Raw genomic sequence first — 21,199 nt, forward strand, 5'->3', positions numbered from 1 at the left:
GAATTCTCCTGCCATGCTCCAAAACTCCCGTTATCAGGAGAGTGAATCATGAAGAAGTAATTTGATCAAATGTTTAATTGGGTTTGGAGCCTAGAGCGTGTTGCGCTTAATCGCACCCACAACGCTCGCTCTAGGTTCTCTTAATTGTCACATGTTCGCGAACGCTAAATGAAGCCATTTAGCTGCGACATGCTCTAGAGCGCTGTGCCCCTCTTGGGCGCACGAGGGTCGCTCTAACACTCTATATTTACAGCATAATTTTACCTTAAACTGATTCAAGTTGAAGGAATTATGCTGTAGCCGCTGTCTTTTTCCTATTTGAGAAGTGCGTAGCCAAAAGTGTGGCATTCGTTCACACCACACTGAACGCCGACCGAAATAAAATTGATTACACCAATCGCGATTACATAAAGACTGAGTACAGTCGCAAGAGTGCGAAGCAGTGGAAATGCTGCCAAAGGCTTCTGTTGCCATTGAACATTGCTGCCCCAGACAATGAGCTGAAAAGCAAAAGCAATCAAAAGTGCCACCGCAATAAGAACCGACCAAACTGGCATATGAAGTCCGAAGACCGCGCTGCCGATATATTCATGCCCAGGACGTGGATAGATGTCGAGTAATGTCTGACGCACCGATACAATCAGCAGGAACAGCGAGAAAATCATGCTCAGGCCAGTATTGCGATACGAGAAGCCGTGACGGAACTGCAGGATGATGCCAAAGCAGACACCAAACATGGCAACGCGTTGCAGAAGGCATAGCGGGCACGGTATTTCGCCATTGGCATATTGAAGTATCATTGCTGCGGTAAGAATAGCTGCAACGACCGCCATCATCCCGAGAAGATAAATATAAAGAAGCGCTGCAGGCAGTTTAGCGTCAGCAATATCATGATCTAATCTGAAAGTGCTCATGCTGCTTCTCCATGCACTTGTGTGATTGGCGTCAAGTCATATGCGAGCTGATGCAGCTGAAGTTGCTCAATGACCTGTGTCTGGAGCCAAGGCATTCGGAATCCGTAATCAGGGCTGTATATTTCCCAGAGAAATTGTTTAACGCCTAATGCGAGGCAAACGATAACAAGGAAGATTGCGACGGACTGACGTCCGAACCACGCGAAAATCAATGAAAGTGCCAAAGTTGCAAAAACAACAAGCATCATGGCTATACTCCTTTATATAAATACTATTTGATTCTAATAATTAAATTATAGTGAAAATTGATTCAATTTCATTTTTACACCTTAATATTACTTGGTAGCATAGATTAAATTTGATATTTATTAGGATGTATTGATGTAATCCAGATTTACGCGAAACCGGGTAATGTCAAAGTTTTGATGCTGGTTTGTTCTCCTTCGCGCTTGCTCTTGTGCGGCGAATCCTGTCTGAACAACGGATGCAGTTTTCACCGGAGCAGGATCAGGCCTTGAAGGCCGTCGGAAAGTGGCTGAAGGAAGGGCGCTCCCCGATCTTCAGGCTGTTTGGCTATGCAGGTACGGGTAAGACGACGCTCGCGCGTTATTTTGCCGAACATGTCGACGGTGATGTGCAGTTTGCGGCATTCACCGGCAAAGCCGCGCAGGTTCTCCGCTCAAAGGGCGCGAACAATGCGCGCACGCTTCATTCGCTGATCTATCGCCCGCGTGGTGAAGAAGCCGTGGAAGATGAAACCACGGGCAAGACCTCGATATCACCGACCTTTTCACTCAACCGCCAAAGCCCTGTTGCCAAGGCCGCACTTATCGTTGTGGATGAGTGCTCAATGGTTGACGAACAGCTCGGTCGCGATCTGATGACCTTTGGCACGCCTATTCTGGTGCTGGGTGATCCAGGACAGCTGCCTCCGATTTCTGGTGGTGGGTTCTTTACGGAGCATGACCCGGATTTCCTGCTGACTGAAATTCACCGTCAGGCACGTGACAACCCGATCATTCGCATGGCGCTCGATGTGCGCGAGGGCAGGGAACTCAATTATTGCGATGAGGGACGGGCAAAGGTCATTTCCAAGTCGGAAGTCAATCAGGATTTGGTTCTTTCTGCCGATCAGGTGCTTGTCGGCACCAACCGCACCCGCAAGCGCTATAATCAGCGGTTACGCGAGCTGAAAGGCTTTACTGCCGAATATCCGCAGGCTGGCGACAAGTTGGTTTGCTTGCGCAACGATCCGGCCAAGGGACTGTTGAATGGATCGCTCTGGAAGGTGATGACTTCATCCAAGGAGACGGTGAAGCCTGGTATCAACCTGCTGGTTTCGCCAGAAGATGAAGATCGTGGCGTTGCCAAGATTAAGCTTCTCAAGGCCCAGTTTGAGGACCCGGATGCCGAAATTCCCTGGCAGACGAAGAAGCGCTTTGACGATTTCGATTATGGCTATGCGTTGACTGTGCATAAGGCGCAGGGTTCGCAATGGGACAATGTCGTGCTTTTCGACGAAAGCTACGCCTTTCGTGATACGCGCGAGCGTTGGCTTTACACCGCCATCACCCGCGCAGCCGAGCAGCTGACTATCGTCAAGTAATCACGGCTCATTGGCTTCCGCATCGAGCCATTTCCAGGCTTCTGGCTCGTCTTCGGCTTCAAATGTTCGCATTTCTATTGAGAGAAATGGCTGCATGAGTGTGACGCTGGCTTGTATCCACAATGGTCCGCCGACGATCGCGTAACGGCGCAGATGTCTTAGCGATTTTGCGCGCATGGACAGCATGCTTTCGGAGAATGCTGAGCCCCAATCGACCCCTTCATAGCCGGTTAGTCGGATGAGAAGGTCGATTTCGTCATGCCCTTCATAGGCGGCATCGAGAAGGCCATAGAGGTTCTCAAGTGCCGCATCATTGAGATGTCCCTCAATTGCGAAGGCAAATACATCTTCACGACTGGTGGGAATGCGTCGAATGGCAGGAATGTCTTCATTGCGCATCGATAACCTCCACTTCCTGAATGTTTTGTTTGACCTGACGTCATGATTTGGAGTGTTTCCAGAAGACCGGATCGTTGAAACTGCTCCAATTATTTGTTTTTACGCATTATCCGTCGCAAAACCGCTTCACACTTTTGCTGGAAATGCTTTATTTCTCATGTTCAAACGCTTTTGGACGCGCAAAAGTTGCGGGGGGCTTGCGAAAAATACAGCAATGACAGCTGTTGGGGATTGCGTGCAGGGTGCGACCGGAAAACACTCACATTTTTTACCGGCAGGCGATATAAAGCCATATCCTGATTTGAGGGGGCGAAGCTCTATGCCTGCAAAACTGTCCGTCAATCTCAACGCAATAGCCATGTTGCGTAACCGGCGTGATCTACCCTGGCCAAGTGTCACCGGGCTGGGGCGCGCTGCCCTTGCTGCCGGAGCAGCTGGGTTGACCGTGCATCCGCGCCCTGATCAGCGACATATCCGTTTTTCCGATCTTGGCGATATTCGTGCTTTGATCGACGATGAATATCCGCAGGCTGAGTTTAATATTGAAGGTTTTCCCACGGAAGCCTTTCTTGAACTCGTGGAAAAGCATCAGCCAGAGCAAGTGACATTGGTTCCCGATGATCCGATGCAGGCGACGTCTGACCATGGTTGGGACTTCGAGACCAAAGCTGATTTTCTTTCCCCAATCATCCAGCGTTTGAAGTCAAACGGTATGCGCGTTTCTCTATTTGCTGACCCTGACCCGCTTGGCTATGACAAGGCAAAGGCCATCGGTGCAGACCGAATTGAACTTTATACCGGCCCATATGGTGCGACTTATGACGATCCAGCGGCTGCAGCACGAGAGCTGAGCCGTCTTGGTAAGGCAGCAGCTGCTGCCTCGGCACTTGGGCTTGCAATCAATGCAGGGCATGATCTGACAGTTGAAAACCTGCCCGCGCTGGTCAAACATGTGCCGCAGCTTAGTGAAGTTTCTATCGGTCATGGACTCACGGCAGATGCTTTGATGTACGGCATGCCTGTCACTGTTAGCCGTTATATAGGTGCATTAGCGGTCTGATTCCGACATTTGCATCCCTTGAGGCAGGCGTTAAACAAATGTCAGAATCAAAAAGGCCACTAGCAAGTATTTGAATCTAGTGGTCTTTGCGAATTTGACGTTTGAAACAGCATTTGTGTTGGTCGGGATTCAAACGTCAAATTCAATCCACTGGCCGGGTAGGCAGTGCATTGAGCGCATGGCTCGGAGCGAAGCCTTGCGAAATCTGCATTTGTGCGCGGGCGCGACAAGATATAGACCGCCCGCCTGATATACATGCGCTGGGGGCGCGCTGGATCGTTTGAGGGAAGCATACATGAAGTTTTCCGCAGTTCGTGTTCCGCGCCAGTGTGCCGGTGCAGATTACTTTTCTATAAAGAGTTTAACTTTGACACGTCAAACATATGGCTGATCGCCAATTGGTGTGGGAACTTTTTACAGCTATCGTGTATTCCCTAGCTGTGGACGGTTTGTTTAATTCTCACACGCTCTGATATTCCATCCCGATACTTACGACCTTGCGAGGTGTCTGCATATGAGCAGCGAGCAACCAGATAAGAACACGTCAGTCGCAGGAGATGCACTGTCGGGTTCTCAGAACACGCTGCCGGTTGGTGTTTCTCCTGAAAGCGCAATGGTTTCCGAAGAAAACGACCACTCTCACGATAGCATGAAGACGCTCGTCCTTGGCGCGCTGGGCGTTGTCTATGGCGATATCGGCACAAGTCCGATCTACGCTTTTCGTGAAGCACTACATGCGGCAACCTCGGATGGGTTTCTCTCCAGAAGTGACATTCTTGGTGTTGTTTCTCTCATCTTCTGGGCGCTTTTGCTCGTTGTTACGGTCAAATATGTGATTTTCGTGCTGCGCGCCGACAATAATGGCGAAGGCGGCATTCTCTCTCTGATGGCTTTGGTACGGGCTGCCTTGAAAGGGCGGCCCGACGTCATTCTGGCTGCCGGTATTTGCGGAGCAGCGCTGTTTTTTGGCGATGCCGTCATCACGCCTGCGATTTCGGTGCTTTCCGCAGTGGAAGGCGTGCAGATTGTTGCACCTCACATGACGCCGTTTGTGGTTCCCATCACTGTGGTTATTCTCGTTGTTCTATTCTCCATTCAGAAGTACGGGACAGGCAAGGTCGCCATCGTTTTTGGTCCGATCATGGCAGTCTGGTTTCTGGCGCTTGGTGCGTCCGGTCTTTGGCATATTTTTGACGACCCCACAGTGATGGCGGCGCTCAATCCTTATTACGCGCTGCGGTTTCTCGTGGTCAGCCCTGGCGTGGCGTTCATTACGGTTGGCGCGGTCTTCCTTGCCATGACTGGTGCCGAGGCGCTTTATGCAGACTTGGGGCATTTCGGACGCAAGCCGATTGTGCGGGCTTGGCTGTGGATCGTGTTCCCATGCCTGCTGCTCAACTATTTCGGGCAGGCGGCCTTCGTGCTTTCGCATGGCGAAGCTGCAGCATTACCATTCTTTCAGATGATGCCAGAATTTGCGCTCTGGCCAATGGTGTTGCTGGCAACTGCTGCAACCGTAATCGCCAGTCAGGCGGTTATCAGCGGTGCGTTTTCGGTGGCTCGTCAGGCCGTTCAGCTCAACATTCTGCCCCGTCTCGAAATCCAGCATACTTCGGAGAAGCTGCACGGGCAGATCTATATTCCGCGCGTCAATCTCCTGCTGGGCTTGACTGTTATCATTCTGGTGCTTGGCTTTGAGAAGTCCAATAATCTCGCGTCCGCTTACGGTATCGCTGTAACCGGCAATATGCTGGTCACGACAGGGCTGCTCTATTTTGTCATGACGCGCATCTGGAATTGGCGCGTGAGCCGTGCGCTGCCGTTGATCCTGGGCTTTCTCGTCATCGATATCATGTTCTTCAGCGCCAATATCATCAAGGTGCATGAAGGCGGCTGGGCATCGATTACCTTTGCGCTCATTCTGGTCATCATCATGTGGACTTGGGTGCGCGGTACTCGCCACTTGTTCCAGAAAACCCGCAAGGCTGAAGTGCCGCTTGATCTCATTGTTGAGCAGATGAACAAACGTCCACCGACCATCGTTCCAGGAACGGCGGTATTTTTAACGGGCGATCCAAAGAGTGCGCCAACAGCGCTAATGCATAGCCTCAAGCACTATAAGGTTTTGCATCAAAACAACGTCATCCTGACGGTCGTCACAGCTTCCAAGCCTTGGGTTTCGAGCGCCGATCGCGCGCGTGTTTCGCAATATAATGAGCGTTTCATGCAGGTGACGTTGACGTTTGGCTATATGCAGCAACCTAATATTCCGCGCGCGCTCGGCCTGTGTCGCAAGCTTGGCTGGAAGTTTGATATCATGACGACATCATTCTTCTTGTCTCGCCGTTGGTTGAAGGCGTCGGCACATTCTGGTTTGCCGCTATGGCAGGATAAGCTCTTTATCCTGCTTGCCCGTACTGCATCTGATGCGACGGAATACTTCCAGATTCCAACGGGCCGCGTAGTGGAGATTGGAACGCAGGTAAATCTTTAAGACTGCGAGCCGCACTCTTCTTAAATTTCAAAGGGCGTCTTCTGAGAATTTGATTCCGGAAGGCGCCCTTTCTTTTTGAATTTGTTGGCTTCTTTCCTGTTGCTGACAAAGTGCTCGCCGCAACACGGGGATCACATTTCTAAAATCTTCGTTCATCGTGAAAAATCCTGCTTGACGGCCTCTCAAGCAAGGATTAATAAACGGAACCGTACCGTACGGTACAAGGTGGAGGGATTGATCCGTGACTGATAAAAGCGACGAATTGCAGGCTCAGAAGCAGCCGTCTTTTTCGCCGCGTCAGAACGATGTTCTGGAGCAGGCGTTACGCCTTCTTGTCGAAGGTGGGGACCGCGCTTTGACAACGGCGAGCATTGCGCGTGCCGCTAATTGCTCCAAGGAAAGCCTCTATAAATGGTTTGGTGATCGTGACGGTCTGCTCACAGCAATGGTGCGCTGGCAGGCATCGAAGGTTCGTGTTGTGCCTGTGGCGCGCGAGAAACTTGATGCGGAATCGTTGTTCTCCAGCCTTGAACATTTTGCGCGTGACTGGCTGCTTGTGCTGTCGGGTCCGACATCTATCGCATTGAACCGTCTGGCTGTGAGCCATACGGCATCGGGTAAGTCGGCCTTGGGGGACATCGTTCTCGCCAACGGCCCGGTTGCGATGGCGAAGCGTCTCAAGCCGATCCTCGAAATGGGACAGGAAGCAAAGCTTCTGGCTTTTGACGATATTGACGAAGCATTTCGTGCGTTTTTCGGAGTTGTCGTCCGGGACATGCAGATCCGGTTGCTGCTTGGCGACCGGCTGGAACTGACTGACGAAGTGGTTATCCGGGACGCCCGGCGCGCCACAAAGCAGTTTTTCGCTCTTTACGGGGCATAAACCAACGGCCGACGAGAGAAGGCCACAGAGCAATCTGAAAAACAATCTGAATGAAGGGAATATGGAAATGCGCGTATATTACGATCGCGATGCAGACGTTAACCTGATCAAGTCGAAGAACGTCGTTATCGTCGGCTATGGCAGCCAGGGTCGCGCCCATGCGCTTAACCTCAAGGATTCTGGTGCCAAGAATGTGCGTATTGCGCTGCGCCTCGATTCCCCGACTGTAAAAAAAGCTGAGGCTGATGGCTTTGAAGTTCTCAGCGTTGCAGATGCTGCCAAGTGGGGCGACCTTCTGATGATGGCGACGCCTGACGAATTGCAGGCTGAAATCTATAAGGAACACATCCACAACAACCTGCGTGACGGTGCCGCGATTGCTTTCGCACACGGCCTCAATGTTCACTACGGTTTGATCGAGCCTAAGAAGACAACCGACGTTGTGATGATCGCGCCAAAGGGCCCGGGCCACACCGTTCGCGGCGAATACCAGAAGGGCGGCGGCGTTCCTTGCCTGATCGCTATCCATCAGGATGCTTCGGGCAATGCACATGATCTGGCTCTGTCCTATGCTTCGGGCGTTGGCGGCGGTCGTTCGGGCGTTATCGAAACCACCTTCAAGGAAGAGTGCGAAACCGATCTTTTCGGTGAGCAGGTTGTTCTTTGCGGCGGTCTGGTTGAACTGATCCGCGCTGGCTTTGAAACCCTTGTGGAAGCTGGTTATGCGCCAGAAATGGCGTACTTCGAGTGCTTGCACGAAGTGAAGCTGATCGTTGACCTGATCTATGAAGGCGGTATCGCCAACATGAACTATTCGATCTCCAACACTGCTGAGTGGGGCGAATACGTATCTGGTCCTCGTATCATCACTGCTGAAACCAAGGCAGAAATGAAGCGCGTTCTGCACGACATTCAGACCGGTAAGTTCACGTCCGATTGGATGCAGGAATACAAGGCTGGTGCAGCTCGCTTCAAGGGTATCCGTCGCATGAACGATGCTCACCAGATCGAAGAAGTTGGCGCAAAACTCCGTGGCATGATGCCATGGATTGGCAAGAACAAGCTGGTCGACAAAGAACGTAACTAAAAATCTGAGGCATTCAGGTTTTGGTCATTGAGTCGGCCAGAAGTCTGAATCTCATTAGATTTCGAGCGTTCTAAGATCAGATTAAAAAAAGGGGCGTTTCTTACGCCCCTTTAGCACATGAAAGACATTTGAATTTCTTGGCGCGAAGTGTTGCGCACGAAAAGATCGTCAAATGGCTAGAGGATTTATGTTTTGTGCGCGGTTAAGCCAAAACAATTCTGAATATCTTTATTCCATGTGAGCATGGAAAGAGGTGTTCTCGTCGGCTGAAATTTGCGCTATCGCTTCACCTTTATCTGGTGAAGTTTGAGGAGGCTTTGCCTTCAAACGAATTGAGGAGATTTCCCGTGCTGGACTGGGAAACTGTATTTGCAACGCGCTCGAAACGTATGCGCGCTTCGGAAATCCGTGAACTTCTGAAATTGCTGGAACGCCCGGATATTATTTCCTTTGCTGGCGGCATCCCCGATCCTGCATTGTTCCCGCATGACGAATTCCAGACCGCCTATAAGGATATCTTTGGCGGCCCTGAAGCCAATGCAGCGCTGCAATATTCTGTGTCGGAAGGATATAAGCCGCTGCGCACATGGCTGGTGAGCGAGCTTGCCAAAATCGGCATTCCTTGCACCGAGGACAATGTTTTCATCACATCCGGTTCGCAGCAGGCGCTCGATTACCTCGGCAAGCTGTTCATCTCGCCAAATGACACGGCATTGGTGACAGCCCCGACCTATCTTGGCGCGCTGCAGGCTTTCAATGCCTATGAGCCGACCTATGATATTCTTTCGATGAATGGCAACCGCACGCCTGCGTCCTATCAGCAGATGGCTGAAAAGGCAGGCGGTCAGGTCAAGTTTGCTTATCTCTCAGCAGATTTCAGCAATCCGACCGGTGAGACCGTTAATCTCACAGGCCGCGAAAAGCTGTTGGCCGATGCGGATGAACTCAATGTTCCGATCATCGAAGACGCTGCCTACCAGTATTTGCGTTACAATGGAGAAGCGATTTCGCCGATCCTTTCGCTCGATATTGCGCGTAATGGTGGCGACATTGAAAAGACCCGCACCATCTACTGCGGTTCTTTCTCCAAGACGCTGGCACCGGGCTTGCGCGTTGGCTATGTGGTCGCCTCACAGTCGGTCATCCGCAAGCTGGTCTTGATGAAGCAGGCCGCTGATCTGCATTCGTCGACGATCAACCAGATTGCTATTTACCATGTGGCGTCGCGTGGCTTCGACAAGCAGGTTGCGAAGCTTCATGGTGTTTACAAACATCGCCGTGACAAGATGCTGGAAGCATTGGCCAAATATATGCCGGAAGGCACTGACTGGACCAAGCCAGAAGGCGGCATGTTCATCTGGGTCACGTTGCCCAAGGGGATGGATGGCGCGGCATTGCTCGCAGCGTCGATTGAAAGCGAAAAAGTGGCTTTCGTTCCCGGCAAAGCATTCTTTGCCGATGGTACTGGCGCGAACACGCTGCGTCTGAGCTATTCTTGTGCAAATGACGAAATGATCGATGAGGGCATCATGCGCCTCGGTCGTCTGATCCGCACGCATTCCAAATCGGAAGCTGCCTAGTAAGTACAACAAGGCCGGAGTTTTCTCCGGCCTTTTTGTTTTATTGAAATGGCGAGTTACAGCCTGAACGCGGTCCTGCCAGCGGCTGGTAGGTATTGTCGGAGGTACGATAGCTGCGATAGCGGTTCGAGCACCACTGGATGTGGTTGCTGCTGGGCCCGAACGTCGTCACCGGCTTGCGGTTGGACGGACGCACCTGAAGAGGGTCGCCATTCTTATAGATCGGGATGCCTTCGCGCGAAATATAATTGCCACTGTCGCGACAGCCCACGCCATAACATTTACTCGAGCCGGCTTTTGGCTGATACGAGCGCGGCATAGATCCCATGATCGGCGGCTTGCTGGGCTGTAAGGACGGTAGATAGGGTGTTTTCCGCAGTTCAATCGCCGCAGCGTTGCCGATAAGGCTCGCTGCAAACAGGCCCGAACAAAGCGCCACACGCCAAATCTTACCCATCATCGTATTCCATCCTTATTGCTTCTTTTCATATGGGGATTGTTCGGCAGAAAATCATCAAGATCGCCAGATTTGGAAAAGAAGTTCTTGCCAATCATAACGCAAGTCGCGAGATTGCGCAGGCATGTTTACGATAGCCACATTTAATGTCGAAAATCTGATGCGCCGGTTTGATTTTTCCGGCTTTCGCAATGAATTGCATCAGGACCGTTCGCTCAAATTGTTCGAAATTGGCGATGAAACGCAATACCGTTTGCTGGAGCAGGCGCGTGCCGTCGCCCATGCAGATGATACGCGCCAGATGACGGCATTGGCTATTGCTGAAGCTCGAGCCGATATCCTCTGTCTGCAGGAAGTCGATAATCTCGCGGCACTCAATGCCTTTGAATATGGCTATCTTTTCAAGATGATTGGCCAGGGCTACCGCAACAAATATCTAATTGACGGCAATGACAGTCGCGGTATTGATGTGGCGGTTATGGCGCGCGACACCACGCGCGATGGTCAACCCATCGAGATCACTCAAGTCACGAGCCACGCACATCTGACCTATAATGATCTGGAACTTTACCAGCCGGTGCTGGCCGAACTGGGGCTGGAACCGCACGACCGCATCTTCAAGCGCGATTGTCTCAATCTCGATATGCGAATTGGTGGCAAGCCTTTGTCATTGTTTGTGGTCCATCTGAAATCTATGGGCGGCGCGCGCAACGGTTTCGATGGGCGAACGGCATCATTGCCTGTACGACAGGCCGAAACGCTTGCGATCAGGCGGATTATCGAAGACAAGTTCGGGGTGGGGCAGACGGCTGATAAGCGCTGGCTCATCTGTGGCGATTTCAACGATTATCGCGAACGGATCGTCATCGATGGTGATGAGTGGAATGGGTACCAGTTTACTCCATTTACGGAAGAAGTTAGCGCGCTCGATACGCTGCTCACTGATGGCTTTGCCGTCAATTTGGTTGAACGCCGCCCGGTCATGGATCGCTGGACGCTCTATCACACACGTGGGCCGCAAGAACGGCACCTTTGCCAGCTCGATTACATTCTGGCCTCGCCGTCATTTGCGAACAAGAACGAGAGTGCCATTCCACAGATTATTCGGCGTGGACAGCCATGGCGCACCATTTTCCCGCCAGGACAAGATGTTGAACGCTATCCGCGCGCCGGATGGGACCGGCCCAAGGCCAGCGATCATTGTCCCGTGGCCGTGACGTTGAACATCGTTTGAAAATGAGGCAACTGATGCAGCAGGTGAAAGAAAACACGATCTATGAAATTGATCGTGTCGATGTCAGGGTTCTGCCTGATCCTCTTTTTTATACCGAGCACAACAAGCCTGCCATTGCTGAAAACTGGAGAAAGGCGGTTGCTGCCAACCCAAGGCTGTTCGATGGCGAGATTTATCTGGCGCCTGAAGCGCATCTTGATGATCGGGTTTTTAAAGCGAGTTTCAGACGTACCAGTTTTGCAACGCTGATGTATTGGCGCGGTGATCTTGTAACCGAAAAGCCTTGGCATATTTTTGGTGTTGGCATCATGGTCTCTGCCGAGGGGCATCTGATTGCTGCGCGCATGAGCGCACATAACGCCGTGGCAGGTCGCATTTACTTTCCCGCCGGTTCTATCGACGACCACGATATTGTCGGTGACAGAGTCAATTATGAAACCAACATGGCACGCGAAGTCTTTGAAGAGACTGGGATGGAGCTTGGCTATGCGAAGGTCGAGTCGAAAACCCATCTTGTTACCGCCGATGGTAGCATTGCGCTTTTCCGGCGTTATTATTTTGATGTGCCTACCGCTGAATTGCTGAAACGGATTAAAGATAATATCGCCAAGCAGGCTGAACCAGAGCTTGCTGAAATCATTCCCGTGACGCGATCAGGTGCCATGGGGGAGGCGACGCCGTCCTATGTTCGAGCATTTGCTGATTGGCATTTTAATAATCAACAGTGAGGTTGGTTCTGACAGATGACAGGGCGGCGAAATTGGCTATGCTCGCGGACTATCATCGACCGATGTGAGGGAGAATTTAAAGATGACCGAAGCTGCCAGTGCCGGCCGTTATTACGAGATTTTCGACGTTTTCGCCGATAAGGCTCTGGCTGGAAATCCATTGGCTGTTGTTCACGACAGTGAGGGGCTGACTGATGCGCGCATGCAGGCCATTGCGCGCGAATTCAATTTGTCCGAAACGGTCTTCATCTTTCCACCCGAAAATCCGGTTCATGAAGCTGCAGTGCGTATTTTCACGCCGGACTACGAACTTCCCTTTGCCGGACATCCAACAGTGGGCGCTGCCGTATCACTAGCGCGACATCGCAAAACGGGCGATGAGTCTGATCGCCTGGTAACACTGGAAGAAAAGGTCGGTGTAGTTCGCTGCGGCGTTATTCTGGGTGAGAATAGCGCCTTTGCCGAATTTGATCTGCCACGCCTGCCGGAAAAGCTTGATATAAAGATTGAGAAAGAGGAAGCCGCCGCCGCAATCGGACTGGGCACACATGAAATCGGTTTCGAGAATCATGTGCCTGCTGTCTGGAGTGCAGGCACGCCTTATCTTCTGGTTCCGGTACATAATCTGATCGCTGCTGCTAAAGTTTCGATCGACCCGGTTTATGTTAGCGAAAGCCTGCCACATGTCGCGGAGCGCCCGCTGCCGATTTATGTTTATTGTCGCGAGACAATTTTGTTCGATAGCAATTATCATGCGCGCATGTTCGTGACGGGCGCGAATGTTTATGAAGATCCGGCGACAGGTTCCGCAGCTGCTGCTTTTGCCGGGATGATTTTGGCCAAGGACAAGCCGGTTGACGGCAGTTCGCAATGGTGGATCGAACAGGGCATGGAGATGGGGCGTCCATCGCGCATTCGCCTTGAGCTAGATGTTACCAAAGGCGCATTAACCGGCGCGCGCATTGGCGGGACGGCAGTTAAGATTGCCGAAGGACGCTTATTCGTCTGAATATCTAGTTTTGATTGCAGTCAAAGCCCAATCGCTACCCTATAGTAATCTATCGATGGATTAGCCGAACGAGGGACGCCTGCCATGATAATCAAAGAAATGTCGGAACTTGATATCCGCGATATGATCCAGCATACGCAGGTTGGGCGGCTGGGTTATGTTCTCGATAACCGGCCTTACGTTGTGCCCCTCGGGTTTCGGTTCAGTGGGGGCTCGCTTTACTCATTCACAACTGACGGGCAGAAGACCGAGGCAATGCGGAAGAATGCAGCTGTCTGCATTCTCTTCGATCATATTGTTTCGCGCACCCAATGGCGCAGCGTGGTGGTGAACGGGCATTATCGGGAAATCATCCGCGAAGAAGAGAAGGCGGCCATCGTCAATATGATGGCCAACGAGCCGACATGGTGGGAGCCTGCCTATACTAAAACCATCACCGGTGGCGGAGAGCAGCGCAAGTTGGACCCCGTCTTTTTCCGCGTTGATATTGAAAGCGCCACCGGTCATCAGGCAAGCTGAGTTTTAGCGCACGACCAGAACAGGAATTGAGCTGCGCGTTACGACCTCATAGGTCTGGCTTCCAAGCAACATGCCTTTCAACCCGCGACGGCCATGGGACGCCATGACGATCAGATCGTTACGCAGCTCTTTGGTCGTTTCGATGATGGATGTTGCAGGATGATGAGCAACGACGTGCAAAGTATGGATTTCAACGCCCGCTTCGACCGCGAGCTCGCGTGCACGAGAGAGCGCCTTATCGGCGTAATCATTCCACTCTTCTTCAAATCGTTCGATGAATTCGGGGCTATCCGTAAAACCACCAGGAAGTCCGGAAATTGAATAGGGAGCGGTCACCGTAATCACGGTTACCTTGCTACCCATGGCCTTCGCGGTATCAAAACCATGAATGAGACCGCGTTCCGCAAATTCCGAACCATCAGTTGTGATCAGGATATTCTTATACATCGTGCCCTCGCTTTGACTTTATGCAAATTTAAAATAGGTAGTGAATTGATCATATCAAACCGAATATGGCCTCACTACACGTATAGAACGGGAATTCTGTAATCCATGCCACTTGATTGCGATACGTTTCATGCGAGCTGGGTTGCAACTGTTCTTAATCTCGATTGGCCGTCGCGGGCTTCCACTCTCATTGAAGATGATTCCGAACGGGTAAAGCGTCAGAAAAAAGAGCTGGTGCGGATGTTTGATGAGGCGTCGGAGCATGGCATCAATGCCATGATTTTTCAGGTCTCTCCTGCTGCCGATGCTTTCTATAAATCGGAGTATCTGCCGTGGTCGTCTTATCTCACGGGTACGCTCGGAAAAGATCCGGGCTTCGATCCACTTCGCTTTGCAATTGCGGAAGCGCATAAGCGCGGGATCGAGCTGCATGCATGGCTCAATCCTTATCGCGTTTCGATGGATGTGCGACCAGCAACGCGGAAAGAACTGAAAAACTCTGCCGGCGATTCTCCGCCCAGCGTCTATAAAACCAATCCAGGCTGGGTGGCTATATCTGCGGATCGTTATGTGCTTGATCCGGGTATTCCGGATGTGCGCCAGTGGGTGACGAATATCACGGCCGAAGTCGTTCAGAAATATGATGTCGATGGCATACAGTTCGATGACTATTTCTATTACGAAACGCAAGGCTCACCGCTCAAAGACGACAAAACATTCAAACGTTTTGGGACGCGGTTCTCCAGCAAACATGACTGGCGGCGCTACAATACCTATACGCTGGTGCAGGAAATTTCGCACAAGATCAAAACGATCAAGCCACATGTCCGCTTTGGTATCAGCCCCGGCGGCGTCTGGCGCAATCAGATCGATGATCCTCGAGGTTCGCCGACGCGGGCGGGCAAAACCAACTATGATGGTGATTTTGCCGATACACGCGCCTGGGTGAGAGACGGCCTGATCGACTATATTGCGCCGCAGGTCTATTGGTCGTCAGGGCGTAAAGATGTGCCCTATGGCCCTATCGTGAAATGGTGGGCGGATACCGTCAAGGGCACAAAGACCGATCTTTATATCGGCATGGCGCTTTATCGCGCGGGTACTTCTGCGAAGTCTGAGCCTGAATGGGGTGCCGGCAATGGCGTGGACGAAATCAAACGCCAACTCGATATCAATGACGCGATCCCAGAGGTCAAAGGCAGTATTCTGTTTCGGCAGGGCTTTTTGTCTGATCCCAAGCTTAAAAGCGTGTCGTCCTATCTAAAGAAGAGCTGGGGTAAGTGCCGCTCACCAAAATAGTGGGTGTGATTGCATATAATTATTATCTAATTGATTTAGATCAAAGAAAGCAGTCATGACCGGGTGCTAATGATCGCTCGTTGTCAGGTTCCACCAGAACTGACGGCCCGGGACGTCGAGGCCCAACCTAAAGCGACGTCCCGGCTAAACTTTCCGAATTAAATCTCAAGTTGTTTAGGGATCTGTCGAGCGCACCAGCGCGATCTTTTGCAATGTTGTACTGTCGACAGTCAGCGGGTGCTGTCAGCATTGCCCTCCATCTCACTAAATCGGCACCCGCGAACTTTCTTATATTTATTGTTATTTATCGCATGAAACTGCGATGCATTTGAGTATAGTTGATTTTAATCAAGGCGATCTCGCCTCAGTGAAAATACTGAACTCAGTCTGATTTAATAAAATCATTTGCCGCATAATTTAGCTGTGCGGGTCCGCAAGATGATGACGCAGAGGATATTTCGGCATGGGATTTAATCGCAAGCAGTGGATCGTAACCGGTGTGGTCGTGGCTTTGGCCGTCGGAGGCTACTATGCCTGGAAGACATTGAGCGATCCCGGTTTGCCGGATGGTATTGCAGGCGGGAATGGACGTATTGAAGCTGTTGAGATCGACGTTTCGACCAAAAGCCCAGGACGCATCCGCGAAATCCTAGCCGATGAAGGTCAATTCGTTGAAGCGAATGCCATTCTTGCCCGGATGGATACGGCTCAGCTTGAAAGTCAGCGCAAACAGGCAGAAGCACAACTGCGCCGTGCTGAAATAAGCATTGATACAGCTAAAAGTCTCGTCGCCCAGCGTGAAGCCGAACAAACTGCTGCGGAAGCAACCGTCGCGCAACGCGAAGCGCAATTGGATGCTGCCCAACGACGACTTGTTCGTTCACAGCAGCTTTCGGAATCGCGCACTGTTTCCCAGCAGGTGCTCGATGATGACCGCGCAACCGCTCAAGGTGCAGAAGCTGCTGTTGGTGCCGCCAAAGCCCAACTTGCGGCAACCGCAGCCGCGATCAGTGCTGCCAAGGCGCAGGTGGTCGATGCTGAAGCCGCGGTTGAGGCTGCAAAGGCAGCCATCGCGACAATCGACACGGATATCAACGATGCCACCTTGCGTTCGCCAAAGCCGGGCCGCGTACAATATCGCGTTGCGCAACCGGGCGAGGTGCTGTCAGCCGGTGGTCGCGTGCTTAATCTGGTCGATGTCAGCGATGTCTATATGACGTTCTTCCTGCCGACTGCGCAGGCTGGTCGTGTAGCTATTGGGGCAGATGCGCGCATAGTGCTCGATGCGGCACCTCAATATGTGATCCCGGCGACGATCAGCTTTGTTGCTGATGTTGCGCAGTTCACGCCGAAGTCGGTTGAAACGGAAGAAGAGCGCCAGAAGCTCATGTTCCGCGTCAAGGCAAAGATCCCGCAGGATTTGCTGCAAAAATACATCCAGCAGGTAAAAACTGGCCTGCCAGGAATGGCTTACGTCAAGCTTGATGCGAATGCTGAATGGCCGAAGAACCTCGCGGAAACCGTAAAATGAGTGCGGCTCCGATGAAGGCTGACGTGGGCGACGCTGGCTTTGTCGTCCGCGCCGAAGGCGTGGGGCTTTCCTATGGATCGGCTGTCGCGCTTCACAGTATCTCGCTCGATGTTCCAGCAGGCTGTATGGTCGGCCTGATCGGCCCCGATGGTGTCGGCAAATCGAGCCTTCTTTCACTGGTCGCTGGTGCACGCGCCATGCAACAGGGAAAGATTGATGTGCTGGGTGGCGATATCTCCAACAAGCGCCATCGTGAGTCGGTTTTTCCGCGTATCGCTTACATGCCTCAGGGGCTGGGCAAGAACCTTTATCCGACACTTTCGGTGTTCGAGAATATCGAGTTTTTTGGTCGCTTATTTGGCCATGACAAGCATGAACGCGAACGCCGTATAGCCGATCTTTTGGCTCGAACGGGGATGTCACCCTTTGCGGATCGCCCGGCGGGAAAGCTTTCAGGCGGTATGAAGCAGAAAACCAGTCTTTGCTGTTCGCTGATCCACGATCCCGATTTGCTGATCCTTGATGAACCGACAACTGGTGTCGATCCTTTGTCACGACGTCAGTTCTGGGAGCTGATCGACGATATTCGCAAAGATCGTCCGGGCATGAGCGTCATTGTGGCAACGGCTTATATGGAAGAGGCCGAGCGCTTCGATTGGCTTGTGGCGATGAATGATGGCGCAATTCTTGCGACCGGCACACCGCAGGAATTGCTTGAACAAACCAACACTCCTAATCTTGATGCGGCCTTTATCGCGCTGTTGCCGCAAGAGCTGCGGGAAGGGCACAAGGAAGTTGTCATGCCGCCGCGCAATGCGGAGGCAGATAGTGATATCGCCATCGAAGCTGAGCATGTCACCGTGCGGTTTGGCAATTTTACCGCTGTCGATAATGTGAGCTTCCGCATTCCGCGCGGTGAGATTTTCGGCTTTCTCGGCTCTAATGGCTGTGGCAAATCTACGACCATGAAAGTGCTGACCGGACTTTTGCCAGCGAGTGAAGGCACAGCGCGGTTGTTTGGACGCGAGGTCGATCCCAAGGATATCGATATACGCCGTCGTGTCGGTTATATGTCGCAAGCCTTTTCGCTTTATTCAGAATTGACAGTGCATCAGAACCTGGAGCTGCACGCAAAGCTCTTTGGAATGAATGCGAAAGACACCCAGCGCAGAATCAAGGAACTCGCGCAACGTTTTGATTTGGCTGGGGTTATGGATGAGCTTCCAGAGTCTATGCCGCTTGGCATTCGCCAGCGCCTGTCTCTGGCTGTAGCACTCATTCATTCGCCTGATATTCTCATTCTCGATGAGCCGACATCGGGCGTTGATCCCGTTGCGCGTGATGCATTTTGGCAGATACTTGCCGATCTTTCGCGCAAGGATAATGTGACGATCTTTGTCTCGACCCATTTCATGAATGAAGCCGAGCTTTGCGACCGCATTTCGCTGATGCATGCGGGTAAGGTGCTGATCAGTGACACGCCAAAGGCGATCACAGAAAGTCGCAGTTCGGCAACGCTTGAAGATGCCTTTATTGCCTATCTCGAAGAAGCGATAGGCGAGACTGCGCCGCAGAAGAGTAATCAGGAAAAATCTGATCCAATACCCGAAAAGAAGCCGGTGAAGAATCCAAAGCCTTCATCAAGCTGGTTGCCTAATCCTCGGCGGATGCTCGCATTTTCTAGGCGCGAAGCGCTGGAGCTCAAGCGCGATCCGATCCGTGCGACATTAGCCATTCTTGGTACTGTCATTCTTATGTTCGTCATCGGCTATGGTATTAATCTTGACGTCGAAGACCTGACATTTGCGGTTCTTGATCGCGATGACACCACGATCAGCCGGGATTATACCCAGCAGCTTGCCGGTTCGCGCTATTTCACGGAAAAGCCACCAATTACCGACTATGACGATCTTGACCGACGGATGCGTGAAGGCGAGATCAGCCTGGCGATTGAAATCCCGCCGAACTTTGGCAGCAATGTCGCGCGTGGTCGTCCGGTTGAGGTGGGGGCCTGGATTGATGGTGCGATGCCGACGCGTGCAGAAACCGTACGTGGTTATGTACAGGGCATGCACGCCAACTGGATAACGCAAAAGGCGCGCGAGCTTTATGGAAACGCTGCTACCGTTGGCAATTTCAATCTCGAAATTCGCTATCGCTATAATCCGGATGTGCAGAGCCTTGTGGCTATGGTTCCGGCAGTTATTCCGCTTCTCCTTTTGATGATCCCGGCCATGCTCGCGGTGTTGAGCGTGGTGCGCGAGAAGGAACTCGGTTCGATCATCAATTTCTATGTGACGCCAGTCACGAAATTCGAGTTTCTGCTTGGCAAGCAGTTGCCCTATATCGCGCTGGCCTTCCTCAATTTTTTGATGCTGACAGCCTTTGCGGTCTTCATCTTCCGCGTGCCATTTACCGGAAGCTTCCTGACCTATGCCACAGCAGCGCTGCTCTATGTCATCATCACGACTGGCATGGGCTTAGTGATATCGACCTTTATCAATAGCCAGATTGCAGCGATTTTCGGCACAGCATTGCTGACGCTCATTCCTGCTGTGCAATATTCGGGCATTATCGACCCCGTATCGTCGCTGCAAGGGGCGGGTGCTTTTATCGGGAAGATTTATCCGACAACTTATTTCGTGACGATCTCGCGCGGGACTTTCTCAAAGGCTCTCGATTTTTCCGATCTGGCGGGATCGTTCCTGCCGCTGCTGATTGCGATTCCGGTGCTTACTGTTCTCGGCATTGTTCTCCTCAAGAAACAGGCGGGCTGAGATGCGGATTTCCAATATTTTCCAGCTTGGTGTGAAGGAACTGCGCGGATTAGCGCGTGATCCGATGCTTCTGCTTCTCATCGTCTATGCCTTCACGCTCGCAATCTATACGGCGGCGAGGGCTATGCCTGAAAACCTCAACAATGCGGCTATCGCCATTGTTGATGAAGATCAGTCGCCGGTTTCAGGTCGGATCACGACCGCGTTTTATCCGCCATATTTCGTGCCGCCAAAACTTATCTCGTCTCACGAGATGGATAAGCGCATGGATGCAGGTCTTGATACATTCGCACTCGATATTCCGCCGAACTTCCAGCGTGATCTGCTCGCTGGACGTTCGCCAACAATCCAGCTAAACGTCGATGCAACGCGCATGAGCCAGGCCTTTACTGGCGGTGGATATGTGCAGTCGATTGTGTCGAGCGAAGTGACAGAGTTTCTCAATCGCTATCGCGAAGACACGCAAACGCCCGTTGGCCTCAATTTGCGTGCGAGGTTCAATCAGGACTTGAACAAGGGCTGGTTTGGCGCGATCACCAACGTGATCTCGTCGGTAACGATGCTCTCAATTATTCTGACGGGTGCAGCCCTTATCCGTGAGCGCGAGCATGGCACCATCGAGCATCTGTTGGTGATGCCGGTAACGCCGCTTGAGATCATGGTCTCCAAGGTATGGTCGATGGGGATGGTGGTGTTGGTCGCTACGGCCTTTTCGCTGATCGTGGTGGTTCAGGGTATCTTGGCGGTGCCGATCAACGGTTCACTGACGCTGTTTCTGGCAGGGGCTGCATTGCAGCTTTTTGCGACCACCAGTCTTGGTATTTTTCTCGCAACGATTGCCGGTTCCATGCCGCAGTTCGGCCTTTTGTTGATGTTGGTTCTGCTGCCGCTGCAAGTGCTATCGGGTGGCACGACGCCGCGCGAGAGCATGCCAGAAATCATCCAGAACATTATGTTGGCAGCACCCAATACGCATTTTGTGATGCTGGCACAATCGGTGCTGTTTCGTGGTGCAGGGCTCAGTGTTGTGTGGCCGCAATTGCTGGCAATGATTGTAATTGGCAGTGTACTTTTCTTCTTTGCGCTGCGTCGCTTCCGCGATTTCTTGAGATAGGAAAACCTTTGCAATTCAACAATCTGAATCACTTCGTTCCGAATGTGATTCAGATGGGGCA

At 52.0% G+C, this 21,199-nt stretch carries 19 protein-coding genes; 14 read left to right on the plus strand and 5 right to left on the minus strand.

Translation table 11 applies throughout. The annotated features are described in order from the left end of the window. Window positions 1-314: 314 nt before the first annotated feature. Together OIV19_RS20510 and OIV19_RS20515 are read right to left on the minus strand one after the other, a co-directional pair. A complete protein-coding gene (locus tag OIV19_RS20510) occupies window positions 315-914 on the minus strand; it encodes a disulfide bond formation protein B (RefSeq protein WP_264233480.1) in 600 nt (199 codons plus the stop codon). Then, window positions 911-1,162, minus strand: a complete 252-nt coding sequence (locus OIV19_RS20515) for a hypothetical protein (protein ID WP_264233482.1) — start codon at window positions 1,160-1,162, stop codon at window positions 911-913. The genes OIV19_RS20510 and OIV19_RS20515 overlap by 4 nt, the downstream gene beginning before the upstream one ends. A gap of 236 nt (window positions 1,163-1,398) precedes the next feature. Here OIV19_RS20515 and OIV19_RS20520 point away from each other — a divergent pair, with 236 nt between their 5' ends. Then, window positions 1,399-2,520 (plus strand): ATP-dependent DNA helicase, encoded by a 1,122-nt coding sequence (locus OIV19_RS20520; RefSeq protein WP_264233484.1) that lies wholly within the window; start codon window positions 1,399-1,401, stop codon window positions 2,518-2,520. Here the strand turns inward: OIV19_RS20520 and OIV19_RS20525 are convergent, their stop codons facing one another. Next, window positions 2,521-2,919 carry a SpoIIAA family protein gene (locus tag OIV19_RS20525; protein WP_264233486.1) on the minus strand — a complete coding sequence of 133 codons (399 nt, stop codon included), beginning with the start codon at window positions 2,917-2,919 and terminating at the stop codon, window positions 2,521-2,523. Between the two features lie 319 nt (window positions 2,920-3,238). Here OIV19_RS20525 and OIV19_RS20530 point away from each other — a divergent pair, with 319 nt between their 5' ends. From OIV19_RS20530 to OIV19_RS20550, 5 genes are all read left to right on the plus strand, one after another. Further along, the gene (locus tag OIV19_RS20530) at window positions 3,239-3,979 is read left to right on the plus strand and encodes a pyridoxine 5'-phosphate synthase (protein ID WP_095447924.1); all 741 of its coding nucleotides are present in this window, start codon (window positions 3,239-3,241) and stop codon (window positions 3,977-3,979) included. A gap of 613 nt (window positions 3,980-4,592) precedes the next feature. Next, the gene (locus OIV19_RS20535; RefSeq protein ID WP_167388311.1) at window positions 4,593-6,473 is read left to right on the plus strand and encodes a potassium transporter Kup; all 1,881 of its coding nucleotides are present in this window, start codon (window positions 4,593-4,595) and stop codon (window positions 6,471-6,473) included. A gap of 241 nt (window positions 6,474-6,714) precedes the next feature. Then, entirely contained in the window at window positions 6,715-7,356 is a 642-nt protein-coding gene (locus OIV19_RS20540) for a TetR/AcrR family transcriptional regulator (RefSeq protein WP_264233488.1), read from the plus strand. 67 nt (window positions 7,357-7,423) lie between these two features. After that, window positions 7,424-8,443 (plus strand): ketol-acid reductoisomerase, encoded by a 1,020-nt coding sequence (gene ilvC / locus OIV19_RS20545; RefSeq protein ID WP_134154970.1) that lies wholly within the window; start codon window positions 7,424-7,426, stop codon window positions 8,441-8,443. Between the two features lie 347 nt (window positions 8,444-8,790). Next, window positions 8,791-10,023: an aminotransferase-like domain-containing protein gene (locus OIV19_RS20550; RefSeq protein WP_264233491.1), complete on the plus strand. Its 1,233-nt coding sequence runs from the start codon at window positions 8,791-8,793 to the stop codon at window positions 10,021-10,023. Window positions 10,024-10,063: 40 nt separating this feature from the next. Here OIV19_RS20550 and OIV19_RS20555 read toward each other — a convergent pair whose 3' ends face one another. Next, entirely contained in the window at window positions 10,064-10,483 is a 420-nt protein-coding gene (locus OIV19_RS20555) for a BA14K family protein (protein ID WP_095446919.1), read from the minus strand. A gap of 121 nt (window positions 10,484-10,604) precedes the next feature. On the opposite strand from OIV19_RS20555, the gene OIV19_RS20560 reads away from it, so the two are divergent. The 4 genes from OIV19_RS20560 (at window position 10,605) to OIV19_RS20575 (ending at window position 13,970) form a co-directional block, all read left to right on the plus strand. Further along, complete coding sequence (locus OIV19_RS20560; protein ID WP_264233493.1) at window positions 10,605-11,714, plus strand: endonuclease/exonuclease/phosphatase family protein; 1,110 nt, start codon at window positions 10,605-10,607, stop codon at window positions 11,712-11,714. A 14-nt stretch (window positions 11,715-11,728) separates the two neighbouring features. Then, window positions 11,729-12,442, plus strand: a complete 714-nt coding sequence (locus OIV19_RS20565) for an NUDIX hydrolase (RefSeq protein ID WP_264233495.1) — start codon at window positions 11,729-11,731, stop codon at window positions 12,440-12,442. Window positions 12,443-12,524: 82 nt separating this feature from the next. Continuing rightward, window positions 12,525-13,451, plus strand: a complete 927-nt coding sequence (locus tag OIV19_RS20570) for a PhzF family phenazine biosynthesis protein (protein WP_095446916.1) — start codon at window positions 12,525-12,527, stop codon at window positions 13,449-13,451. 84 nt (window positions 13,452-13,535) lie between these two features. Continuing rightward, window positions 13,536-13,970: a pyridoxamine 5'-phosphate oxidase family protein gene (locus OIV19_RS20575; protein ID WP_095446915.1), complete on the plus strand. Its 435-nt coding sequence runs from the start codon at window positions 13,536-13,538 to the stop codon at window positions 13,968-13,970. Window positions 13,971-13,973: 3 nt separating this feature from the next. Here the strand turns inward: OIV19_RS20575 and OIV19_RS20580 are convergent, their stop codons facing one another. Beyond that, the gene (locus tag OIV19_RS20580) at window positions 13,974-14,417 is read right to left on the minus strand and encodes a universal stress protein (protein WP_095446914.1); all 444 of its coding nucleotides are present in this window, start codon (window positions 14,415-14,417) and stop codon (window positions 13,974-13,976) included. 105 nt (window positions 14,418-14,522) lie between these two features. On the opposite strand from OIV19_RS20580, the gene OIV19_RS20585 reads away from it, so the two are divergent. From OIV19_RS20585 to OIV19_RS20600, 4 genes are all read left to right on the plus strand, one after another. Next, on the plus strand, window positions 14,523-15,716 hold the full coding sequence (locus OIV19_RS20585; protein ID WP_264233498.1) for a glycoside hydrolase family 10-like protein: 1,194 nt from the start codon (window positions 14,523-14,525) through the stop codon (window positions 15,714-15,716). 463 nt (window positions 15,717-16,179) lie between these two features. Further along, complete coding sequence (locus OIV19_RS20590; RefSeq protein ID WP_095446912.1) at window positions 16,180-17,247, plus strand: HlyD family secretion protein; 1,068 nt, start codon at window positions 16,180-16,182, stop codon at window positions 17,245-17,247. Then, entirely contained in the window at window positions 17,244-20,024 is a 2,781-nt protein-coding gene (rbbA, locus tag OIV19_RS20595) for a ribosome-associated ATPase/putative transporter RbbA (RefSeq protein ID WP_264233500.1), read from the plus strand. Before OIV19_RS20590 ends, rbbA begins: the two co-directional genes overlap by 4 nt. Window position 20,025: 1 nt before the next feature. Next, window positions 20,026-21,138, plus strand: a complete 1,113-nt coding sequence (locus tag OIV19_RS20600; RefSeq protein ID WP_264233502.1) for an ABC transporter permease — start codon at window positions 20,026-20,028, stop codon at window positions 21,136-21,138. Window positions 21,139-21,199 lie beyond the last annotated feature (61 nt).

This window comes from Brucella sp. HL-2 (assembly GCF_025846885.2).
GTDB lineage: Bacteria > Pseudomonadota > Alphaproteobacteria > Rhizobiales > Rhizobiaceae > Brucella > Brucella quorumnocens.

Coding starts and splice junctions, on each gene's coding strand:
- OIV19_RS20510 (WP_264233480.1), bottom strand. CDS start 914: ATGAGCACTTTCAGATTAGATCATGATATTGCTGACGCTAAACTGCCT.
- OIV19_RS20515 (WP_264233482.1), bottom strand. CDS start 1,162: ATGATGCTTGTTGTTTTTGCAACTTTGGCACTTTCATTGATTTTCGCG.
- OIV19_RS20520 (WP_264233484.1), top strand. CDS start 1,399: ATGCAGTTTTCACCGGAGCAGGATCAGGCCTTGAAGGCCGTCGGAAAG.
- OIV19_RS20525 (WP_264233486.1), bottom strand. CDS start 2,919: ATGCGCAATGAAGACATTCCTGCCATTCGACGCATTCCCACCAGTCGT.
- OIV19_RS20530 (WP_095447924.1), top strand. CDS start 3,239: ATGCCTGCAAAACTGTCCGTCAATCTCAACGCAATAGCCATGTTGCGT.
- OIV19_RS20535 (WP_167388311.1), top strand. CDS start 4,593: ATGGTTTCCGAAGAAAACGACCACTCTCACGATAGCATGAAGACGCTC.
- ilvC (WP_134154970.1), top strand. CDS start 7,424: ATGCGCGTATATTACGATCGCGATGCAGACGTTAACCTGATCAAGTCG.
- OIV19_RS20555 (WP_095446919.1), bottom strand. CDS start 10,483: ATGATGGGTAAGATTTGGCGTGTGGCGCTTTGTTCGGGCCTGTTTGCA.
- OIV19_RS20560 (WP_264233493.1), top strand. CDS start 10,605: ATGTTTACGATAGCCACATTTAATGTCGAAAATCTGATGCGCCGGTTT.
- OIV19_RS20565 (WP_264233495.1), top strand. CDS start 11,729: ATGCAGCAGGTGAAAGAAAACACGATCTATGAAATTGATCGTGTCGAT.
- OIV19_RS20570 (WP_095446916.1), top strand. CDS start 12,525: ATGACCGAAGCTGCCAGTGCCGGCCGTTATTACGAGATTTTCGACGTT.
- OIV19_RS20575 (WP_095446915.1), top strand. CDS start 13,536: ATGATAATCAAAGAAATGTCGGAACTTGATATCCGCGATATGATCCAG.
- OIV19_RS20580 (WP_095446914.1), bottom strand. CDS start 14,417: ATGTATAAGAATATCCTGATCACAACTGATGGTTCGGAATTTGCGGAA.
- OIV19_RS20585 (WP_264233498.1), top strand. CDS start 14,523: ATGCCACTTGATTGCGATACGTTTCATGCGAGCTGGGTTGCAACTGTT.
- OIV19_RS20590 (WP_095446912.1), top strand. CDS start 16,180: ATGGGATTTAATCGCAAGCAGTGGATCGTAACCGGTGTGGTCGTGGCT.
- rbbA (WP_264233500.1), top strand. CDS start 17,244: ATGAGTGCGGCTCCGATGAAGGCTGACGTGGGCGACGCTGGCTTTGTC.
- OIV19_RS20600 (WP_264233502.1), top strand. CDS start 20,026: ATGCGGATTTCCAATATTTTCCAGCTTGGTGTGAAGGAACTGCGCGGA.